Raw genomic sequence first — 16,909 nt, forward strand, 5'->3', positions numbered from 1 at the left:
CTTGAAGACGCTGCTTGCGCTGCTCGTCGCTGCCGCGCTCCTGGCTGGTGCCGGCTGGCTGTGGCCGCGGCTTCAGGCTGGTTTCCAGACCGAAGCGGGGGCGGTGGATGCAGCCGGGTCCGGACAGTCCGAAGACCTCGTCCTGGATGGCCGCGTCATGCGCGTCATCGACGGCGATACGCTCGAGGTGCGGCTCGGCAGCGGGCCGGAGCGCATCCGCCTCTACGGCATCGATACCCCCGAGGCGCGCGCCCCCGGCGGCCGCGAGGCGACCCAGGCACTGAAGCGGCTGGTTGCTGCCGGCGCGGTGGCGGTGGCGCCGGTCAGCGATGACCCTTACGACGCCTACGATCGCCTGATCGCGGTGCTGTACGTCGGCCGCCTCAACGTCAACGAGCAGCTGCTCGCCGATGGCCATGCCTGGGCTTATCGCCGGTACCTGGGCCAGATGGATGGCGACACCCGCTACTGCGAGCTGGAGGCCACCGCCCGGGCTGGCCGACGCGGGCTCTGGTCGCTGCCGCATGAGCGCTGGGTGCCGCCCTGGATCTGGCGCGAGCGCCAGAAGGCTGGCCTCGGCGCACGGGTGCCGTCGAAGGACTACTCGCTCGAAACGGCGCAGGACTGTATTGCCGCAATCGGCAAGAGCCATGAGCAGCCGTCAGCCAGCGCCTCGTCGCCCGGGGTGGCGGAGCCGGGGAACGACCACCGGGCAGGTTGCGACATCAAGGGCAACATCAACAGCAAGGGTGCGCGGATCTACCATCTTCCGGGCACCAGCAGCTATGCAGCGACAAGGATCGACACCAGCCGGGGCGAGCGCTGGTTCTGCAGCGAGCAGGAAGCCCGGGCGGCGGGTTGGCGTGCACCGGGGACAGGACCATGAAGCGAGGCTGGAAATGCGGCTGGTGGCTGGCGGGAGTGTTGTTGCTCGGCGCCTGTGGACGGCAAGCCCCGGCACCGGTGAATGCATTGCCGGCGAGTCACCCGCCGCTGGACGACGGGGCCGCGGCCACCCCTGCGCTGCCACCGGAGACGGTCCTGGCGCGCGCAGGTGACGTGGTCATCACCGTGGCCGATGCCGATGCGGCACGGGCGCTGATGCCAGCCGGCGACCGGCTGGAGATCGCGGCGTCCGCGGCAGCTGTCGACGACTTCGTGCGATCGCTGGTGGACCAGCGCCTGATGGCGGCTGCGGCGCGTCGCGCTGGCATGGCGCAGGACCTGCCTGCGGGAAGTGCGGACGAGCAGCGGCGCGAGCTGGCCCGTCGCTGGCTGGATGCAGAGCTCGATCATGCGCCCATGCCTTCGGCCGCCGACGTGGAGGCCTATTACACGAGCCACCGTGGCGAATTCACCGAGCCGGCGCGTGTGCGTGCCAGCCGGGTGGTGGCGCACGACGAGGCGGGCGCCCGCCGGGCCAGGTCGGAGCTCGCCCGGGGCGCCCCCGTCGAGGAAGCCCGCAGGCAGGCAGGTCCTGGTGCGCAGGCCGGTGAACTCTGGTTGCAGGATGTGCCCGGCGCCATCCCGCTGGAGGCCGATGCCGTGAAGCTCATGCCCGGGGGAGTCGGCGAGGTGGGAGCGGTGGCCGGCGGTTTTGCCGTGCTTCGTGTCGAGGAACAGCGGCCGGCCCGTGTCCGCCCGTTCGACGAAGTGCGCGAAGGTATCCGCATCCGCCTGGCCGACGAGGCCCGGCAGCTGGCGGCCGATGCGGCCAGGAAAAGGCTGCGCGGCGATGTGGCGGTGGTGCTGGAGCCCGCGGCCATGACGTCATATGCGGCGCAGCTGGGCCGGGGTGGCTGACGGCCGGTCCGGAAGGCGTTCATGGTCTTCTGCAACAACCAGTTGCAGTAAAAAGCTCCGTACTTGCCCAGACGTCCGTAAGGGAAAGTACCTATCGACGCTCCGGGGCTGGCTCCCGTAACCGGTAGGCCAGATGTCATGATGACATGACATCGATAATTCGCCGGATCCACGCCATTGGGGGGGACACCATGAGCCGGAGCATCCGTTCGACGAGCCATGCGGGGGCAGGCCTGCTTGCCGCGCTGTTGTTGTTGCCGCTGGGCCAGCAGGCCCAGGCGGAGTGCCGGGCGCCAGCGTCCTGCATCTCCTGCCACGCCGGCATCCCGAACTCGCCGCCGCAGGACGTGCTGGAGAGCATGGGCCTGGAGAGCTGCGCGGTCGGCGATTTCACCCGCGGTCTCAACATGACCATGCCGCGCTTCATTCATCGCACCGCCAAGCTGCATGACGGGCGGGTGTTGCTGACAGGCGGACAGGCGGCCAATGCGCCGGCCTCGGTCATCACCAATTCGGTCGATGCCTTCAACCCGGCGGACAACTCGGTGACACCGGTGGCGCCGATGACCATCCGGCGCTGGTCACATACTGCCACCACGCTGGCCGACGGCCGCGTGCTCGTGACCGGTGGCCGCACCGCCTCGACTTCCGCCACCGGTGTGGTGCTCGCCACCGCCGAGATCTACGACCCGGCCACCAACGCCTGGACGGAGACTGCCGGCGCGATGAGCGTCGGCCGCCGCAGCCACGCCGCGACTTTGCTGCCCGATGGCAGGGTGCTCATCAGCGGTGGCGGCAACGGTGTCAGCACCACCAGTTCCATGCCGCTGGCCTCGGTCGAGGTCTTCGATCCGGCGACCGGCCTGTTCACGGTCATCGGCAACATGACCCAGGCCCGTTCGGCGCACAGCGCGATCCTGCTCGATGACGGCACGGTGCTGATTACCGGCGGCTCCACCGGCATGGGTACGCTGTACCCGACCACGACCGCCGAGATCTACAACCCCGCCGACAACAGCTTCACCGCCGTCGGGCCGATGAACTACTCGCACCTGGCGCAGCTGCCCGGGAAACTGCGCGACGGGCGCGTGGTGCAGGGGGCGTCGTACTACAACGATACCCACACCTCGGCTGGTGGCGTGATCACCGCCGAGAGCGAGATCTACACGCCGGACACGCGCAGCTTCACGGTGATTCCGCGGATGTTCAAGCCGCGCATCGACATCGGTGCCCTCGGCCTGCTCGATGGCACGCTGCTGGTCGCCGGCGGTGTCACCACCAGCAAGACCTATCCCAGCATCTTCCAGCCGACCTCCGAGGTGTACGACCCGGCGGCGGGCGCCTGGAAACTCTCGGGCATCATGAGCACCGGCCGCGACGAGTTCAGCGGTCTGCTGCTGGATGACGGCCGCGCGGTCATCTCCGGCGGCTTCGTCTCGCCCGGTGCCGTGCTGCTGCGCACGGTGGAGGTGTACACGCCCGGCCTCGCGCCGCAGGTCAAGGGCATGAACAACGTGCTGGCGGACACGCCGAACTCCGCGCTGCGCTTTGGCAAGGCGAGCCGCAAGATCCTGCAGGCATGGCTGACGCTGATCGGCTACGCCGTGGGCAACGGGCAGCCCGATGCCACAGCATTGCAGTGGGCGGGCCTGCTCAGCGGCTGGTTCGACCAGGCGCTCCATAACCAGGTGCGCGACACCGACACCCGCACGCGCTTCCAGTCGGTCAACCGTGTCTTCGGCAACACGGTCGAGGACAAGCTGCACCCGAACCTGGTACCGACCGTGGCACCGACGGCCAGCCCCACCAGTGGCGTCGAGCCGCTGCCGGTGGCCTTCGCCGCCAATGCCGTGGACCCGGACGGCACGATCAGCAGCATCCTCTGGAATTTCGGCGATGGCACCACCAGCACCGAAGCCTCGCCGAACCACAGCTACTCCTGCGATGGCAGCTACACGGCCTCGGTCGAGGTCGTCGACAACCGCGGCGCGGTGACCTCGGCGACGGTGGCGGTATCCGTCACCTCGGCCGGTGGTCCGGTCACCTACGCCTGTGACGTGCAGCCGGTGTTCAACCGTACCTGTACCGGCTGCCACGGGGCCTCCGCCCGCCTCAGTGTCACCACCTGCGACAACCTGCGCGCCGGCAGCTATCGCGGGCCGGTGGTCACGCCTGGAGTCAAGGAGACCAGCGTGCTGTGGCAGCGGATCAACGATGCCGCAAGGCCGATGCCACCCATCGGCGGCCTGCTGGCCCAGTCCGAGCGCGATGCGATCGGGGCCTGGATCGATAGCCTGGACCCGAATGACGCCAATTTCTGTGACTGAGGCCTGGGTCGCCGTCCGTTGACGGCAAGGGGGCCGGACCTGGTGAAGGTCCGGCCCCTGTCTTTTTCGGCTGCGGGCGGCGGCTGCATGCCGGCCGTGAGGCCAGGAGCAGGATCAGGGCTGGTGCTGGTCGCTGTCGGGGCTGCCCGGCGCGCGCCGGTAGAAGCGCACAGCCGTCTCGGTGGGCGTGACTTGCGTGTTCTCGCAACCCGCGCAGGGATTGCGCCGGCGGGCACGCTTCAGCCGGACCTGCCGCCACAGGGCGAGCGCCACCACCACGGCGACGATGCCGAGGGCGATGAGGTCCTGTGTATCGAGGCCGCTCATGATCCCAGCTGGTAAACCAGCATGGCGCCGAGATAGGCGAGTCCGGTCATGTAGACCCAGGCGAAGGCCGGCCAGCCCCAGCCGTTGGTCTCGCGGCGGATCATGGCGATGGTGGCCGCGCACTGCAGGCAGAAGGCATAGAACACCAGCAGCCCCAGCACCATCGGCAGGGTATAGACAGCGCGGCCATCGGGCCAGGTGGCGTCACGCAGGCGCTCGACCAGTGCATCGTCGTCGGCCTGGCTGTCGTCACCCACCGCATAGATGGTGCCGAGGATGGCCACCACCACCTCGCGGGCCGGGAAGCCGGCGACCACCGCGGCCGAGACCTTCCAGTCCCAGCCGAGCGGCGCGAAGGCGGGCGCGACGAACTTGCCGATGCGTCCGAGGTAGCTGCCTTCCATGTTGGCGGCAATCTCGTGGTTGCGCAGCTCGCGCAGCGCCTCTTCGCGCCCGGCGCCCTCCGGCGTGGATGCCATCACCGCGGCCCTCTCCGCCGCGAACTGCAGCGCCGTACCGGCATCCCGCGGGAAGTAGGCGAGCGCCCAGACCATGACCGCCACGAAGAAGATCACCGTGCCGGCACGCACCAGGAAGATGCGTGCCCGTTCCAGCAGTCGCAGCGCCACCGAGCGCCAGTTCGGCAAGCGGTAGGGTGGCAGCTCGATGAGGAAGGTGGGCGTGGGACCGCGCAGCGCGGTGCGCTTCATGAGAAATGCCGTGCCGATGCCGGCGAAGATGCCGAGCAGGTACAGGGCGAGCAGCACCAGGCCCTGCAGGTTGAGCAGGCCGCCGAGGTAGCGCTGGTCGGGGACGAAGGCGCCGATCAGCAGTGCGTACACCGGCAGCCGCGCCGAGCAGGTCATGAACGGCGCGGCGAGGATGGTGGCCAGCCGGTCGCGTCGCTCGGGAATGACCCGGGTGGCCATGATCCCCGGTACTGCGCAGGCGAAGCTCGACAGCATCGGGATGAATGACTTGCCCGACAGTCCGCAGACGCGCATCAGCCGGTCGATGAGGAAGGCCACCCGCGGCATGTAGCCGGTGTCCTCCAGCAGGATGATGAAGGCGAAGAGGATGAGGATCTGCGGCAGGAACACCACCACGCTGCCCACCCCGGCGATGGCACCGTCCACCAGCAGGCTGGAGAGCGCGCCGGGCGGCAGCGCGGCGCGCACCGTCTCGCTGGCCCAGGTGGTGCCCGCCTCGATGAGGTCCATGAGCGGCGTGGCCCAGGAGAACACCGCCTGGAACACCGTGGCCATCACCAGCACGAACAGCACGGAACCCACCACCGGCTGGTTGGTCATGCGGTCCAGGTGCTCTCGCAGGGTCACCCTCGGCGGCGCCCGCACCTCGACCTCGCCAATGACGCCGTCGATCAGCGCGTAGCGTGCGCGGGCCTCGATCGCCGCCAGCGAGCTGCCGGCGCTCAGCCTCATGCGCAGGTCTGCAAGCTCCGCCATCAGCTCGGGGCTGGTGGCGTACTCGAAGCGCCGTTCGGCGACGCCGTGGGCGTCGATCAGGGCGCGCTCCACCTCGTAGGCGTCGAGATTGTGGCCGGCGGCGGCAACCCGCCCGGAGAGCGCCACTGCCGCCTGGTGTACCTCGGGCAGCACCACCAGGCGCGGCCGCGGCGGCTTGCGTACCGCCTCGGCCAGCGCCGAGCGCAGCTCCGGCAGGCCCTTGCCGCTGGTGGCCACGACCGGCACCACCGTGGCATCGAGCCGCGCGGCGAGGCGCTGCGGATCGATCTGCACGCCGTTCTCGAGCGCGACGTCGAGCATGTTCAGGGCCAGCACCATCGGCAGGCCGAGTTCGGCGAGCTGGGTGACGAGAAACAGGTTGCGCCGCAGGTTGGTGGCATCGACCACCATGAGGATGGCCCGCGGCCGCGCCAGGTCTTCGACGTGGCCGAGCAGCACGTCGATGGCGACGACCTCGTCGGGTGACTGGGCGGCGAGCGAGTAGGTCCCGGGCAGGTCGACCAGGCAGATCTCGCGGCCATCGAGGTTGATCGAGCCGGTGTGCCTCTCGACCGTGACGCCGGGGTAGTTCGCGGTCTTCTGCTTCAGCCCGGTCAGGGCATTGAACAGGGTGCTCTTGCCGGTATTCGGGTTGCCGATGACGGCGATGATCGGCGCGGTATGGGTGGCGGGGGCCGATGCCGGTGCCGCATTGGCAACCGGGGCGCTCATGTCAGCAGCCGGACTTCGATGCGGCGAGCCTCCTCGCGTCGCAGGGACAGGGCATAGCCCATTACCTGGACTTCGACGGGATCGCCGCCCAGGGCGCGCCGGGTCAGGGAGATGTCGGAGCCCTCCAGCAGGCCCATCGCCATCAGGCGTTGCGCCAGCGGGCCGTCGCCCTCGATCCGGAGGATGGTGGCCTTCTGGCCGGGTTTCAGCTCATCGAGCGTCATGCCGGCATTGTAGAGGAGAACCACCCGCCGGTCGCTGCGGGCAGTACGGATGAAAAGCTGGGGCAGCGCGCCCCCGAAGCCTCAGGATGCCCTGGCCGGGCGGGTGCCGATGGGGCGGGTGGCCCCTTGCTGCAGGGCCTCGAGCTCCTGCTCGTAGGCGCGGGTCAGTTCCTCGATGACGATGGCCGGCATCGGCGCGCCCTCTTCCTGGTGGGTGAGGGTGGCGTAGCTCTCCTCGTAGAGCTCCCAGTACTTGAGCTTGTTGGTGCCGGCGAGCAGGGGCGAGCGCTTCAGGCCGCGGTCGAAGCGATTGCGCAGTTCCTCCGGGTCGAGCCGCTCGCTGAAGTCGCGCACCGCGTGGATCATGGCCTTGAACAGCGCCTGCTGGTGGCTCTTCACGTCGAGGAACGCGGCCTGCACGGCGCGATCCGGCGGCAGGTAGGACTGGCCGGGCTCGCCGAGCAGGTAGCGCAGCGCGTCGGCCACGCCGGGGGAGAACTTCAGCGGGTTGTTCTGCGAGGGGCGGATGATGGTCTGCGGCAGGCGCAGGGCGTCCTTCATCCGCGAGCGGTTCTGCAGCAGGTCCGCCAGGCCGGTGAGCAGCTCGCGCATCAGCAGGCCGGCGGTCTCCAGCACTTCCTCGGGGTTCGAGCCGTGCAGGTCACCGGGCTTCAGGCCCGCGGCCTTGCAGAAGACCTCGACGGCGGCGGCGTTGCCGGTCGCCGGGGGAGGCGTGCTGGCAGCGACCGGCTTCGCCGCGGCAGGCGCAGGCTTGCGTGCGGCACTCGGGGTGTCGTCCGCCGGCTTGAGGTGGCGCTCGAGCGCGTTGTAGTCGAAGGCGCGCAGCTTGCTCTCGTCGACCAGCTTGAGCTCCACCGATTCATCCACCGGCACCAGCTGGGCCCGCACCACCGAATCGCGCATGCCGTCATCGGCGATCTGCTCGTCACCCGGCGTCACCTCGACGGCAACCTCGTACTCGCCGAGCCGCAGGCGGTCGCCGTTGAACAGCCGCTGCGGGTGACCGCGGCCCACCGCGGTGTCCGAGCCGTTGACGTAGACGCCGTTGCGGCTGGTATCCACCAGGTAGTAGGCGCCGCCCTGGAAGTCGATCAGCGCATGGCGGCTGGAAATGAAGCGCTTGTCGTCAGGCAGCACCCAGTCGTTGTCGGCGGCGCGGCCGATGGTGCCGCCGCAGGCGACGAACTCGCGCAGCTGGGCCTCGCCCAGCTGGGACTTCTGCTGACTCGTGATGCGAAGGCGCAACGCCATGCCGACCATTCCCGCCGTGGGCTTCGGGGATACGCGGAGCTTCGGGTCCCCGGGGGCTGCCCGAATCCGTTTTCCGCCGGCGGATCATGGCGTCATGGCGCGTGCGTTGCCGCCGGGCAGTTCACAGTTTGCCGGGTCGATGCCACCCGGGCCGGCCATCGCGGCGCGTCGCGGCACGGGCCAGCCGCTCGGCTATAATGCCGGCCCGGTCCTGGAGGGTGCGTTGCCCTGCGCGGACTGCCAGCAAGCCCCTTCGCGTCACGCATGTCGGCCAGGCGACTTTACAAAATATCGTTCGTCAACCAGGGCAAGGTCTACGAGATCTATGCCCGGTCCGTGGCCCAGGGCGGCCTGTTCGGCTTCATCGAGGTCGAGAAGCTGGTGTTCGGCGAGCGCAGTACCGTGGTGCTCGACCCGGCCGAGGAGCGCATCAAGGCCGAGTTCGCCGGGGTGCGCCGCACCTACATCCCCATGCACGCCGTGCTGCGCATCGATGAGGTCGAGAAAGAGGGCGTCAGCAAGGTCACCCGCGCCGAGGGTGGCAACGTCGCCCAGTTTCCGATGCCGGTGTATACGCCCGGTCGCAGCGATGGCGGCGACTAGGCCGTCGCCCGCGCCATCCCGGCTGCGCCTGACATGCTGGAGATAGCCGGCTCGGCGGCGCTGTCGGCCTTCCGGCGCGAACGGCTGCTGGCGGAACTGCGTGCGGCGGTGCCGCGCATCACCGGCATCGAGGCGCGCTACGTCCACTACGTCGATACCGCGCGGCCGCTCACGGAGGCGGAGTCGGCCGTGCTCGCCGAACTGCTGCGCTACGGGCCGGGCCATGAGGCCGGGACCGGCGACGCACCCGTGCTCTGGGTGGTGCCGCGGCTGGGCACCATATCGCCCTGGTCCAGCAAGGCCACCGACATTGCCCGCAGCTGTGGCCTCGACGCGGTGCGCCGCTGCGAGCGCGGCGTGGCCTGGTCCTTCCAGGCCGGGGGCCCGCTGGCCGCGGCCGAGGTGGGCGCGCTGGCGCCGCTGGTGCACGATCGCATGACCGAGTCGGCGCTGTTGCGGCCGGTGCAGGCGGCGGACCTGTTCGGCACCCGCACGCCCCGCCGCCTGGCGCGCGTGCCGTTGCTGGCCGAAGGGCTGGCGGCGCTCGAGGCCGCCAACCAGTCGCTGGGGCTGGCGCTGTCGGCCGACGAGATCAGCTACCTCGCCGGGCACTTCACGGCGATGGGACGCGATCCCACCGACGCCGAGCTGATGATGTTCGCCCAGGCGAACTCCGAGCACTGCCGGCACAAGATCTTCAACGCCCGATGGCTCGTGGATGGTGTCGAACAGCCGCAGAGCCTGTTCGCCATGATCCGCAGCACCCATGCCGCCAACCCGGCCGGCGTGCTCAGCGCCTACAGCGACAACGCCGCGGTCATGGCCGGCAGTGTCGCCGCGCGGCTGCTCGCCGACCCGGAGAGCGGCGAGTACCGCCTGCAGCGTGAGCCGGTGCACACGCTGATGAAGGTGGAGACGCACAACCACCCGACCGCCATCGCGCCGTTCCCCGGCGCAGCCACCGGCGCGGGCGGCGAGATCCGTGACGAGGGGGCCACCGGCCGCGGCGCGCGCCCGAAGGCGGGGCTCGCCGGCTTCAGCGTCTCGCACCTGCGGCTGCCCGGTCATCCCCAGCCCTGGGAGGCGGGCGGCCTCGGGCGGCCGCGACGCATCGTCTCGCCGCTGCAGGTGATGATCGAGGGGCCGATCGGCGCAGCGGCCTTCAACAACGAGTTCGGCCGGCCGAATATTGCCGGCTATTTCCGCAGTTTCGAACTGCCGGTGGCGGGCGAACCGGGACGCGCCTGGGGCTACCACAAGCCCATCATGATCGCCGGTGGCCTCGGCAACATCCGCGAGCCCGACGTGCACAAGGCCGCGGTGCCGCCCGGGGCGCTGCTGGTGGTGCTCGGCGGGCCGGCGATGCTCATCGGCCTGGGTGGCGGTGCCGCCTCGTCCATGGCGAGCGGCAGCAGCGCCGAGGACCTCGATTTCGCCTCCGTGCAACGCGGAAACCCCGAAATGCAGCGCCGGGCGCAGCAGGTCATCGAGGCCTGCTGGGCCGCGGGCGCCGCCCCCGGCGGCCACAATCCCATCCTGCTCATCCACGACGTGGGCGCGGGCGGCCTGTCCAACGCCATGCCGGAGCTGGTCGACCACAGCCGGCGCGGCGCGCGGCTGGAACTGCGCGAAGTCCCGAACGCGGAGCCGGGCATGTCGCCGGCGGAGATCTGGTGCAACGAGGCGCAGGAGCGCTACGTGCTCGCCATCGCCCCGGGCGACCTCGACTGGTTCCGCGCCACCTGCGAGCGCGAGCGCTGCCCGTTCGCGGTGCTCGGCAGCGCCGACGACAGCCGCCTGCTGACGGTCACCGACCGGCTGCTGGGCGAGGCGCCGGTGGACATGCCGCTGGAGGTGCTGCTCGGCAAGCCGCCGCGCACCACCATGAAGGTGACGCGCAAGGCGCGGCCGCGCGCGACCGCCAGCTTCGCGCAGCTGGACCTGGCCGAGGCCTGCCAGCGGGTGCTGCGCTTCCCGGCCGTGGCCGACAAGTCCTTCCTGATCCACATCGGCGATCGCACGGTCGGCGGCCTGGTGGCCCGCGACCAGCTGGTCGGGCCCTGGCAGGTGCCGGTGAGCGATGTCGCGGTGACGGCGCTCGGCTTCGACGATGTCGCCGGCGAGGCCATGGCCATGGGCGAACGCACGCCGCTGGCGGTGAGCGATCCGCCGGCTTCGGGGCGCATGGCGGTTGCCGAGGCGCTCACCAACATCCTGGCCGCGGCGGTCACCCGCCTCGACGAGGTGCGGCTATCGGCAAACTGGATGGCGGCGAGCGGTGTCGACGGCGAGGACGAGGCGCTATACGACACCGTGAGCGCGGTCACCGCGCTGTGCCGCGAGCTGCGCATCGCCATCCCGGTGGGCAAGGACTCGCTGTCCATGCGCACTGCCTGGAAGGACCACGGCGCGCCGAAGTCGGTGGTCGCTCCGGTGTCGCTGATCGTCTCCGCCTTCGCGCCGGTGGCCGACGTGCGCGCCACGCTGACGCCGCAGCTCGCCCGGGAGACCGGCTCGCTGCTGTACCTGCTCGACCTGGGCGCCGGCCGCAACCGTCTCGGTGGTTCCTGTCTGGCGCAGGCCTTCGGCATCGCCGGCGGCGAGGTGCCAGACCTCGACGACCCGCCGCGGCTGGCCAGCCTGTTCGCCTGCATCGGCGCCCTGCGCGCGCAGGGCCTGCTGCAGGCCTACCATGACCGTGCCGACGGCGGCCTCTTTGTCACGCTGTGCGAGATGGCCTTCGCCGGCCGTGCCGGCCTGGAGATCGAGCTGCCGGCAGGTACCGGCACGCACGGTGCGCTGTTCGCCGAGGAGATCGGCGCGGTGATTCAGGTGCGTGCCGCCGACGCGGCCCGCGTCGAGGCCGCCTTCGCCAGCCATGGCATCGGCGCCTGGGCGCAGCGCATCGGCCGCGTCACCGAGGGGCCGCGCATCGTCATCCGCCAGGCCGGAGCGATCCTGCTCGATTTCGAGCGCCAGGCGCTGCACGCCACCTGGTCCGAACTCAGCTACCGCATGCAGGCCCTGCGCGACAATCCGGCCACCGCGGCCGAGGCCTATGCGGCCCTGCGCGATCCCGGCGATCCCGGGCTGTCGCCGCGGCTGGGCTTCAGCATGGCCGACAACCCCGCGGCGGCCTTCATCGCCAGCGGCAGGCGCCCGCGGGTGGCGATACTGCGTGAGCAGGGCGTCAACAGCCAGCTGGAGATGGCGGCCGCCTTCCTGCGCGCCGGCTTCACGCCGGTGGACGTGCACATGTCGGACCTGCTCGCCGGCCGCCGGCGCCTCGACGAGTTCCGTGGCCTGGTGATCTGCGGCGGCTTTTCTTTCGGCGACGTGCTCGGCGCCGGCGGTGGCTGGGCGCGTTCCATCCTGTTCAACGCAAGGGTGCGCGAGGAATTCTCGGCCTGGTTCCGGCGTGAGGATGCCTTCACCCTCGGTGTCTGCAATGGCTGCCAGATGCTCAGCGGGCTGCGCGAGATCATCCCCGGCACGGACCACTGGCCGCGCTTCGTGCAGAACCTCTCCGAGCAGTTCGAGGCACGTCTCAGCCTGGTCGAGGTGCTGGAGAGCCGCTCGGTGCTGCTGCAGGGCATGGCGGGCAGCCGCCTGCTGATCGCCACCTCGCATGGCGAGGGACGTGCGGAATTCGTCGCGGCCGGAGACCTGACGGCCTGCGAGGCGGCAGGCCAGGTGGCCATCCGCTATGTCGACAACCATGGCCGCCCCGCGACGCGCTATCCGGCGAATCCCAACGGCTCGCCGGGCGGCATCGCCGGGCTGACCTCGGCGGATGGCCGCGTCACCGTCTTCATGCCGCACCCCGAGCGCGTGCACCTGGCCATGCAGCACTCCTGGCATCCGCGGGACTGGGGCGAGGAAGGGCCCTGGATGCGGCTGTTCCGCAACGCGCGGGCCTGGGTCGGCTAGGCGGCGCTGCGCGCCTCCCGTGCCTGGCGCCGCGCGGCGCGGCGTGAGCGGAAGCGGCTGACCCATTCGGCGACCAGCCAGTAGGCGGCCGGCACGGCCAGCAGGGACAGCAGCGTCGAGGTCAGCAGTCCGCCGATGACCGAGATCCCCAGCGGTGCGCGGAAATTGCCGTCCGCAGCCAGCGAGAAGGCCACCGGCACCATGCCGGCACCCATGGCGATGGTGGTCATGATCACCGGGCGCACGCGCTTGTGACATGCATCGATGATGGCCTCGCGGCGCGGCAGCCCGGCGCGCTCGCCGATGATGGCGTAATCGACGATGAGGATGGAGTTCTTGGTGGACACGCCGGTCAGCATCAGCAGCCCGACCAGCGATGGCAGCGACAGCGCGTAGCCGGAGACCAGCAGCGCGCCGAAGGCTCCCACGCCGCACAGCGGGATGGCGGCGAGGATCACCAGCGGCATCGACGGGCTGTTGAACAGCATCAGCAGTACCACGTACACGCTGAGCACGCCGGTCAGCATGGCGAGCGCGAAGCCCACGAACAGGTCGACGAAGGCCTCGGCATCGCCGCCCGGCAGGATGCGCACGCCCGGCGGCAGGTTCTGCACCGCCGGCAGCTTCCGGACCTCGGCCATCACCGGACCGAGCGGATTGCCGTTGAGCTCGCCGGAGATCTTCACGTTGCGCTCGCGATTGTAGCGCTCGATGACCGCCGGCCCGCTGCTGTCGCGGATGTCGGCCACCGCGGAGAGCGGCACGGCGCCGCCGCGGGCCGGCACGCGCATCAGGCTCAGCAGGGAGGCGTCGTCGCGCGCGGCCTCCACCACCTGCACGCGGATGGGGATCTGCCGCTCTGCGAGGTTGAGCTTCGGCAGGTTGCGGAGGAAGTCCCCGGTGGTGGCGATGCGGGCGGCCTCGGCGATATCCACGGTGGAGACGCCGAGGTCCGCGGCGCGGGCCGGGTCCGGGACGATGACGATCTCCGGCTGCAGCAGCGAGGCCGAGGATTGCACGCCGCTCAGGCCGCGAACGCCGCGCATCGCCGCCTCGATGCGCTGGGCTGCCGCGGCCAGCTGCACCGGGTCGCGGCCCACCACCACCAGCTCGAGCCGGTCGCCGGGCCCCAGCGCGGCGAAGCTCACGCGCACGCCGGCCAGTTTCTCCAGGCGGCGGCGGACTTCGACCTCCAGCTGCTGCATGGTGCGCTGGCGCTTGTCGGTGAACCGCAGGTTGACCTGTGCCTTGCGTACTTCGCCGCTGCCGGCCGTGGTGAATCCGGTGCCGGATTGCGAGCCTACGCGCGCGAACACGCTCTTCAGCTCCGGGATGTCCGCCAGCAGCCGCCGGGCCTGCTCGGCCACCGCGGCGGTGTCCTGCAGTGTGGAGCCGGGCGGGAGCTCGAGGAGCACCGTCGAGCGCGATTCGTTGTTCGGCGGCACGAAGGTGCGGGGGATGAGCGGCAGCAGCGCCAGCGCTACGACGAAAGTGGCGAAGGCGGTGGCCAGCGTGCGCCAGGGCCTGGCCAGGGCATGGCCCACCAGCCTCATGTAGAAGCGGACCCAGGCCGGCTCGCTGAGCTGCTTCAGCTTCCTGGTCATGAAATAGGCTGCCAGCATCGGCGTCAGCAGGCGCGCGACCAGCAGCGAGAACAGCACGGCAGTCGCCGCGGTCCAGCCGAACTCGCGGAAGAACAGGCCGATCTGCCCGGGCATGAAGGCCACCGGGATGAACACGGCCGCCAGCGTGGCGGAGGTGGCGATGACGGCGATGCCGATCTCGTCGGCCGCTTCGCCGGCAGCCTGCATGGGTGTCTTGCCCAGCGCGCGGTGGCGGGTGATGTTCTCCACCTCGACGATGGCGTCATCCACGAGGATGCCGATTACCACGGCCATGGCGAGCAGCGACAGCAGGTTGAGGCTGAAGCCGAGCAGGTGCATGACGCCGAAGGTCGGGATCACCGAGAGCGGCAGCGCCAGCGCCGAGATCCAGGTGGCGCGCCGGTCGCGCAGGAACAGCCACACCACCGCCACGGCCAGCAGCGCGCCCTCGGCCAGCATCGACATCGAAGCGTTGTAGGAGTTGCGTGCTTCCTCCACCACCGAGTCCACCTCGATGAAGCGCACCTCCGGGTGCTCCCGCGCGAGTTCGGCGATGCGCCCGCGAACTTCGTCGCCCACCGCGACCTCGCTGGTCTTCACCGCACGCTGGATGCCAAAGCCCACCACCGGCTTTCCGTTCAGCAGCGCCATGTCGCGCGGCTCGGCGTGGCTGTCGCTCACCGTGGCGATGGTGGACAGACGCACCGAGCGCCCGTCGGGCAGCGAGATCGGGTAGTCGGCAAGGGCAGCCGCGCTGTGCACCGTGGCGATGGTGCGCACCGTCTGCTCGCCGCCGCCGACGGTGGTGCGGCCACCGGCCCGCTCCACCTGGATGCGGGCGAGCTGCATGGACACGGTGCCGGCGGTCAGGCCGAAGGCCTGCAGCATGTCCGGGCGCAGGTCCACGCGTACCTCGCGGTCCAGGCCGCCGATGCGGCTCACGGTGCCGACGCCCGGGGTGCCGAACAGCACCTTTTTCACCGTGTCGTCGACGAACCAGCTGAGCTCGTCGAGGGCGAGGCGGTCGGACTCGATCGCGTAGGTCAGCATGGTCGGTCCGAGCACGGTGAGGCGGGTGATCTGCGGCTCGTCGATCTCCGCCGGCAGGTCGCTGCGCACGCGGTCCATGGCGTCGCGCACTTCCTCCAGCGCGGTGTCCATGTCCCGGCCGAGCTCGAAGAGGATGCGGGTGCGCGACTGCCCCTCGTTGACCGTGGAGAGCAGCTTGTCGATGTTGGCGATGCCCGCCACCGCATCCTCCACCTTGCGGGTGACATCGGTCTCCAGCTGGCTCGGGCTGGCGCCCGGCAGCGTCACCTTGATGTCGATCTCCGGGGGCGTGAAGTCCGGCAGAGTGGAGATCGGCAGCTGGCGCCATCCCCAGAAGCCGAAGACGCAGAGGATGACGAACGCCAGGGCCGCGGGGATCGGGTGGGCGATGCCCCAGCGGGAGACGTTCACCGTGGTGGCTCCGCCGGCGCCGCGGCCGCCTGGGCGGGCAGCACGCGTACCAGGTCGCCGTCGCCGAGGAAGCCGGCGCCGCGCGCCACCACCCGGTCGTCCGGCCCGAGGCCGCTGGTCACCTCGGTGATCTCGCCCTGCTGGATGCCGACCCCGATGCGCTGCTGCGTGACCCTGGCCACGTCGGCGGAGCCCTGCAGCACGAAGACGTAGGGCAGGCCATCGCGGAACACCACGGCCTCCCGCGGCAGCACGCTGGCCTGCACGGTGCCGAGGAGGATGCGGCCCTGGGCGAACATGCCGGCGCGCAGGGTGCCGGGCTCGGGCAGGTCGGCGTAGACCAGCCCGGTGCGGGTCTGCGGGTCGAGGGCCGGGGACACTGCGCGGATCCACCCGCGGACCATGGCGCCGTCGGCTGCGGTGAGCTCCACCGCCGCGCCTTCGCGCACCCGCGCGAAATCGCCTTCCGCCAGCTCGGCACGCCATTCCAGGCGGCCATCGCGGATCAGGCGCAACAGTTCGGCGCCTGCGGAGACCACCTGGCCCGGTTCCACCGAGCGGGCGGAGATGACCCCGGCCTGCGGCGCCTCCAGCGTGGCGAAGCCGAGTTTCAGCCGGGCGGCATCGCGGTCGGCCTGCGCGGTGGTGAGCTTGGCCTCGGCGCTGATGAGGTTGGCCTTGAGCTGGTCGGCATCGGCGGTGGAGATCAGCTTGCGCTCCAGCAGGCTGTCGCCGCGCGCATTCGCGGCGCGGGCCAGGGCGAGGTTGGCCTTTGCCTGTTCCAGCGCCGCGTCGGCCTGACGTGCCTGCACCTCCAGGGTGCGCGCATCCAGGCGCAGCAGCACCTGGCCGGGCTTCACCCTGTCGCCCACCTCGACCAGCACGGCGGTGACCCGCACGCCGCTGAGTTCGACGCCGAGCGACATTTCCTGCCAGGCGGCCACCGAGCCGGAGGCGACCAGGCTGCGTTCAAGCGGGCGGGTGGCCAGACGCGTCGCGGTGACGCTGAGGCTGGGTGTAGCTTCTGGAGCCGGGGCCTTGCCGCCGCAGGCGGTGATCAGGCCAGTGAGGGCGAGTGCGGCGAGCCAGCGTGCGCCGGCAGGGAAGCGGGTCGGGCGGGGCATGGCGGCATTCTAGCGATTGCCTCCCGCCCGTGCATG

At 70.7% G+C, this 16,909-nt stretch carries 11 protein-coding genes; 5 read left to right on the plus strand and 6 right to left on the minus strand.

The window, feature by feature from the left end; genetic code table 11:
- Nucleotide 1: 1 nt before the first annotated feature.
- The 3 genes from HRU81_03195 to HRU81_03205 all read left to right on the plus strand — a co-directional run bounded on the left by HRU81_03195 (nt 2) and on the right by HRU81_03205 (nt 4,130).
- Nucleotides 2-886, plus strand: a complete 885-nt coding sequence (locus HRU81_03195; protein ID QOJ31188.1) for a thermonuclease family protein — start codon at nt 2-4, stop codon at nt 884-886.
- Nucleotides 883-1,803 (plus strand): peptidyl-prolyl cis-trans isomerase, encoded by a 921-nt coding sequence (locus tag HRU81_03200; protein ID QOJ31189.1) that lies wholly within the window; start codon nt 883-885, stop codon nt 1,801-1,803. The genes HRU81_03195 and HRU81_03200 overlap by 4 nt, the downstream gene beginning before the upstream one ends.
- A 191-nt stretch (nt 1,804-1,994) precedes the next feature.
- Entirely contained in the window at nt 1,995-4,130 is a 2,136-nt protein-coding gene (locus HRU81_03205) for a PKD domain-containing protein (GenBank protein ID QOJ31190.1), read from the plus strand.
- A gap of 114 nt (nt 4,131-4,244) precedes the next feature.
- Here HRU81_03205 and HRU81_03210 read toward each other — a convergent pair whose 3' ends face one another.
- Genes HRU81_03210 through tagH form a run of 4 tightly spaced genes read right to left on the minus strand, consistent with a single transcriptional unit; the run spans nt 4,245 to nt 8,151 of the window.
- Complete coding sequence (locus HRU81_03210; GenBank protein QOJ31191.1) at nt 4,245-4,457, minus strand: FeoB-associated Cys-rich membrane protein; 213 nt, start codon at nt 4,455-4,457, stop codon at nt 4,245-4,247.
- On the minus strand, nt 4,454-6,655 hold the full coding sequence (gene feoB, locus HRU81_03215) for a ferrous iron transport protein B (protein ID QOJ31192.1): 2,202 nt from the start codon (nt 6,653-6,655) through the stop codon (nt 4,454-4,456). The genes HRU81_03210 and feoB overlap by 4 nt, the downstream gene beginning before the upstream one ends.
- On the minus strand, nt 6,652-6,903 hold the full coding sequence (locus HRU81_03220) for a ferrous iron transport protein A (GenBank protein QOJ31193.1): 252 nt from the start codon (nt 6,901-6,903) through the stop codon (nt 6,652-6,654). Before HRU81_03220 ends, feoB begins: the two co-directional genes overlap by 4 nt.
- A 57-nt stretch (nt 6,904-6,960) precedes the next feature.
- The gene (gene tagH, locus HRU81_03225; GenBank protein QOJ31194.1) at nt 6,961-8,151 is read right to left on the minus strand and encodes a type VI secretion system-associated FHA domain protein TagH; all 1,191 of its coding nucleotides are present in this window, start codon (nt 8,149-8,151) and stop codon (nt 6,961-6,963) included.
- Between the two features lie 264 nt (nt 8,152-8,415).
- Between tagH and HRU81_03230 the strand changes: the two genes are divergently transcribed.
- Complete coding sequence (locus HRU81_03230; protein QOJ31195.1) at nt 8,416-8,754, plus strand: DUF1820 family protein; 339 nt, start codon at nt 8,416-8,418, stop codon at nt 8,752-8,754.
- A gap of 33 nt (nt 8,755-8,787) precedes the next feature.
- Nucleotides 8,788-12,684, plus strand: a complete 3,897-nt coding sequence (gene purL, locus HRU81_03235) for a phosphoribosylformylglycinamidine synthase (protein QOJ31196.1) — start codon at nt 8,788-8,790, stop codon at nt 12,682-12,684.
- Here purL and HRU81_03240 read toward each other — a convergent pair.
- Both HRU81_03240 and HRU81_03245 read right to left on the minus strand, forming a co-directional pair.
- Nucleotides 12,681-15,749, minus strand: a complete 3,069-nt coding sequence (locus HRU81_03240) for an efflux RND transporter permease subunit (GenBank protein ID QOJ31197.1) — start codon at nt 15,747-15,749, stop codon at nt 12,681-12,683. The two genes, purL and HRU81_03240, sit on opposite strands and share 4 nt — an antisense overlap.
- Nucleotides 15,746-16,873, minus strand: coding sequence for an efflux RND transporter periplasmic adaptor subunit (locus tag HRU81_03245; GenBank protein QOJ31198.1), 1,128 nt, complete (start codon nt 16,871-16,873; stop codon nt 15,746-15,748). Before HRU81_03245 ends, HRU81_03240 begins: the two co-directional genes overlap by 4 nt.
- Between the last annotated feature and the right edge of the window lie 36 nt (nt 16,874-16,909).

It is taken from the genome of Gammaproteobacteria bacterium (genome assembly GCA_015709695.1).
In the GTDB taxonomy this organism is placed as follows: domain Bacteria; phylum Pseudomonadota; class Gammaproteobacteria; order Steroidobacterales.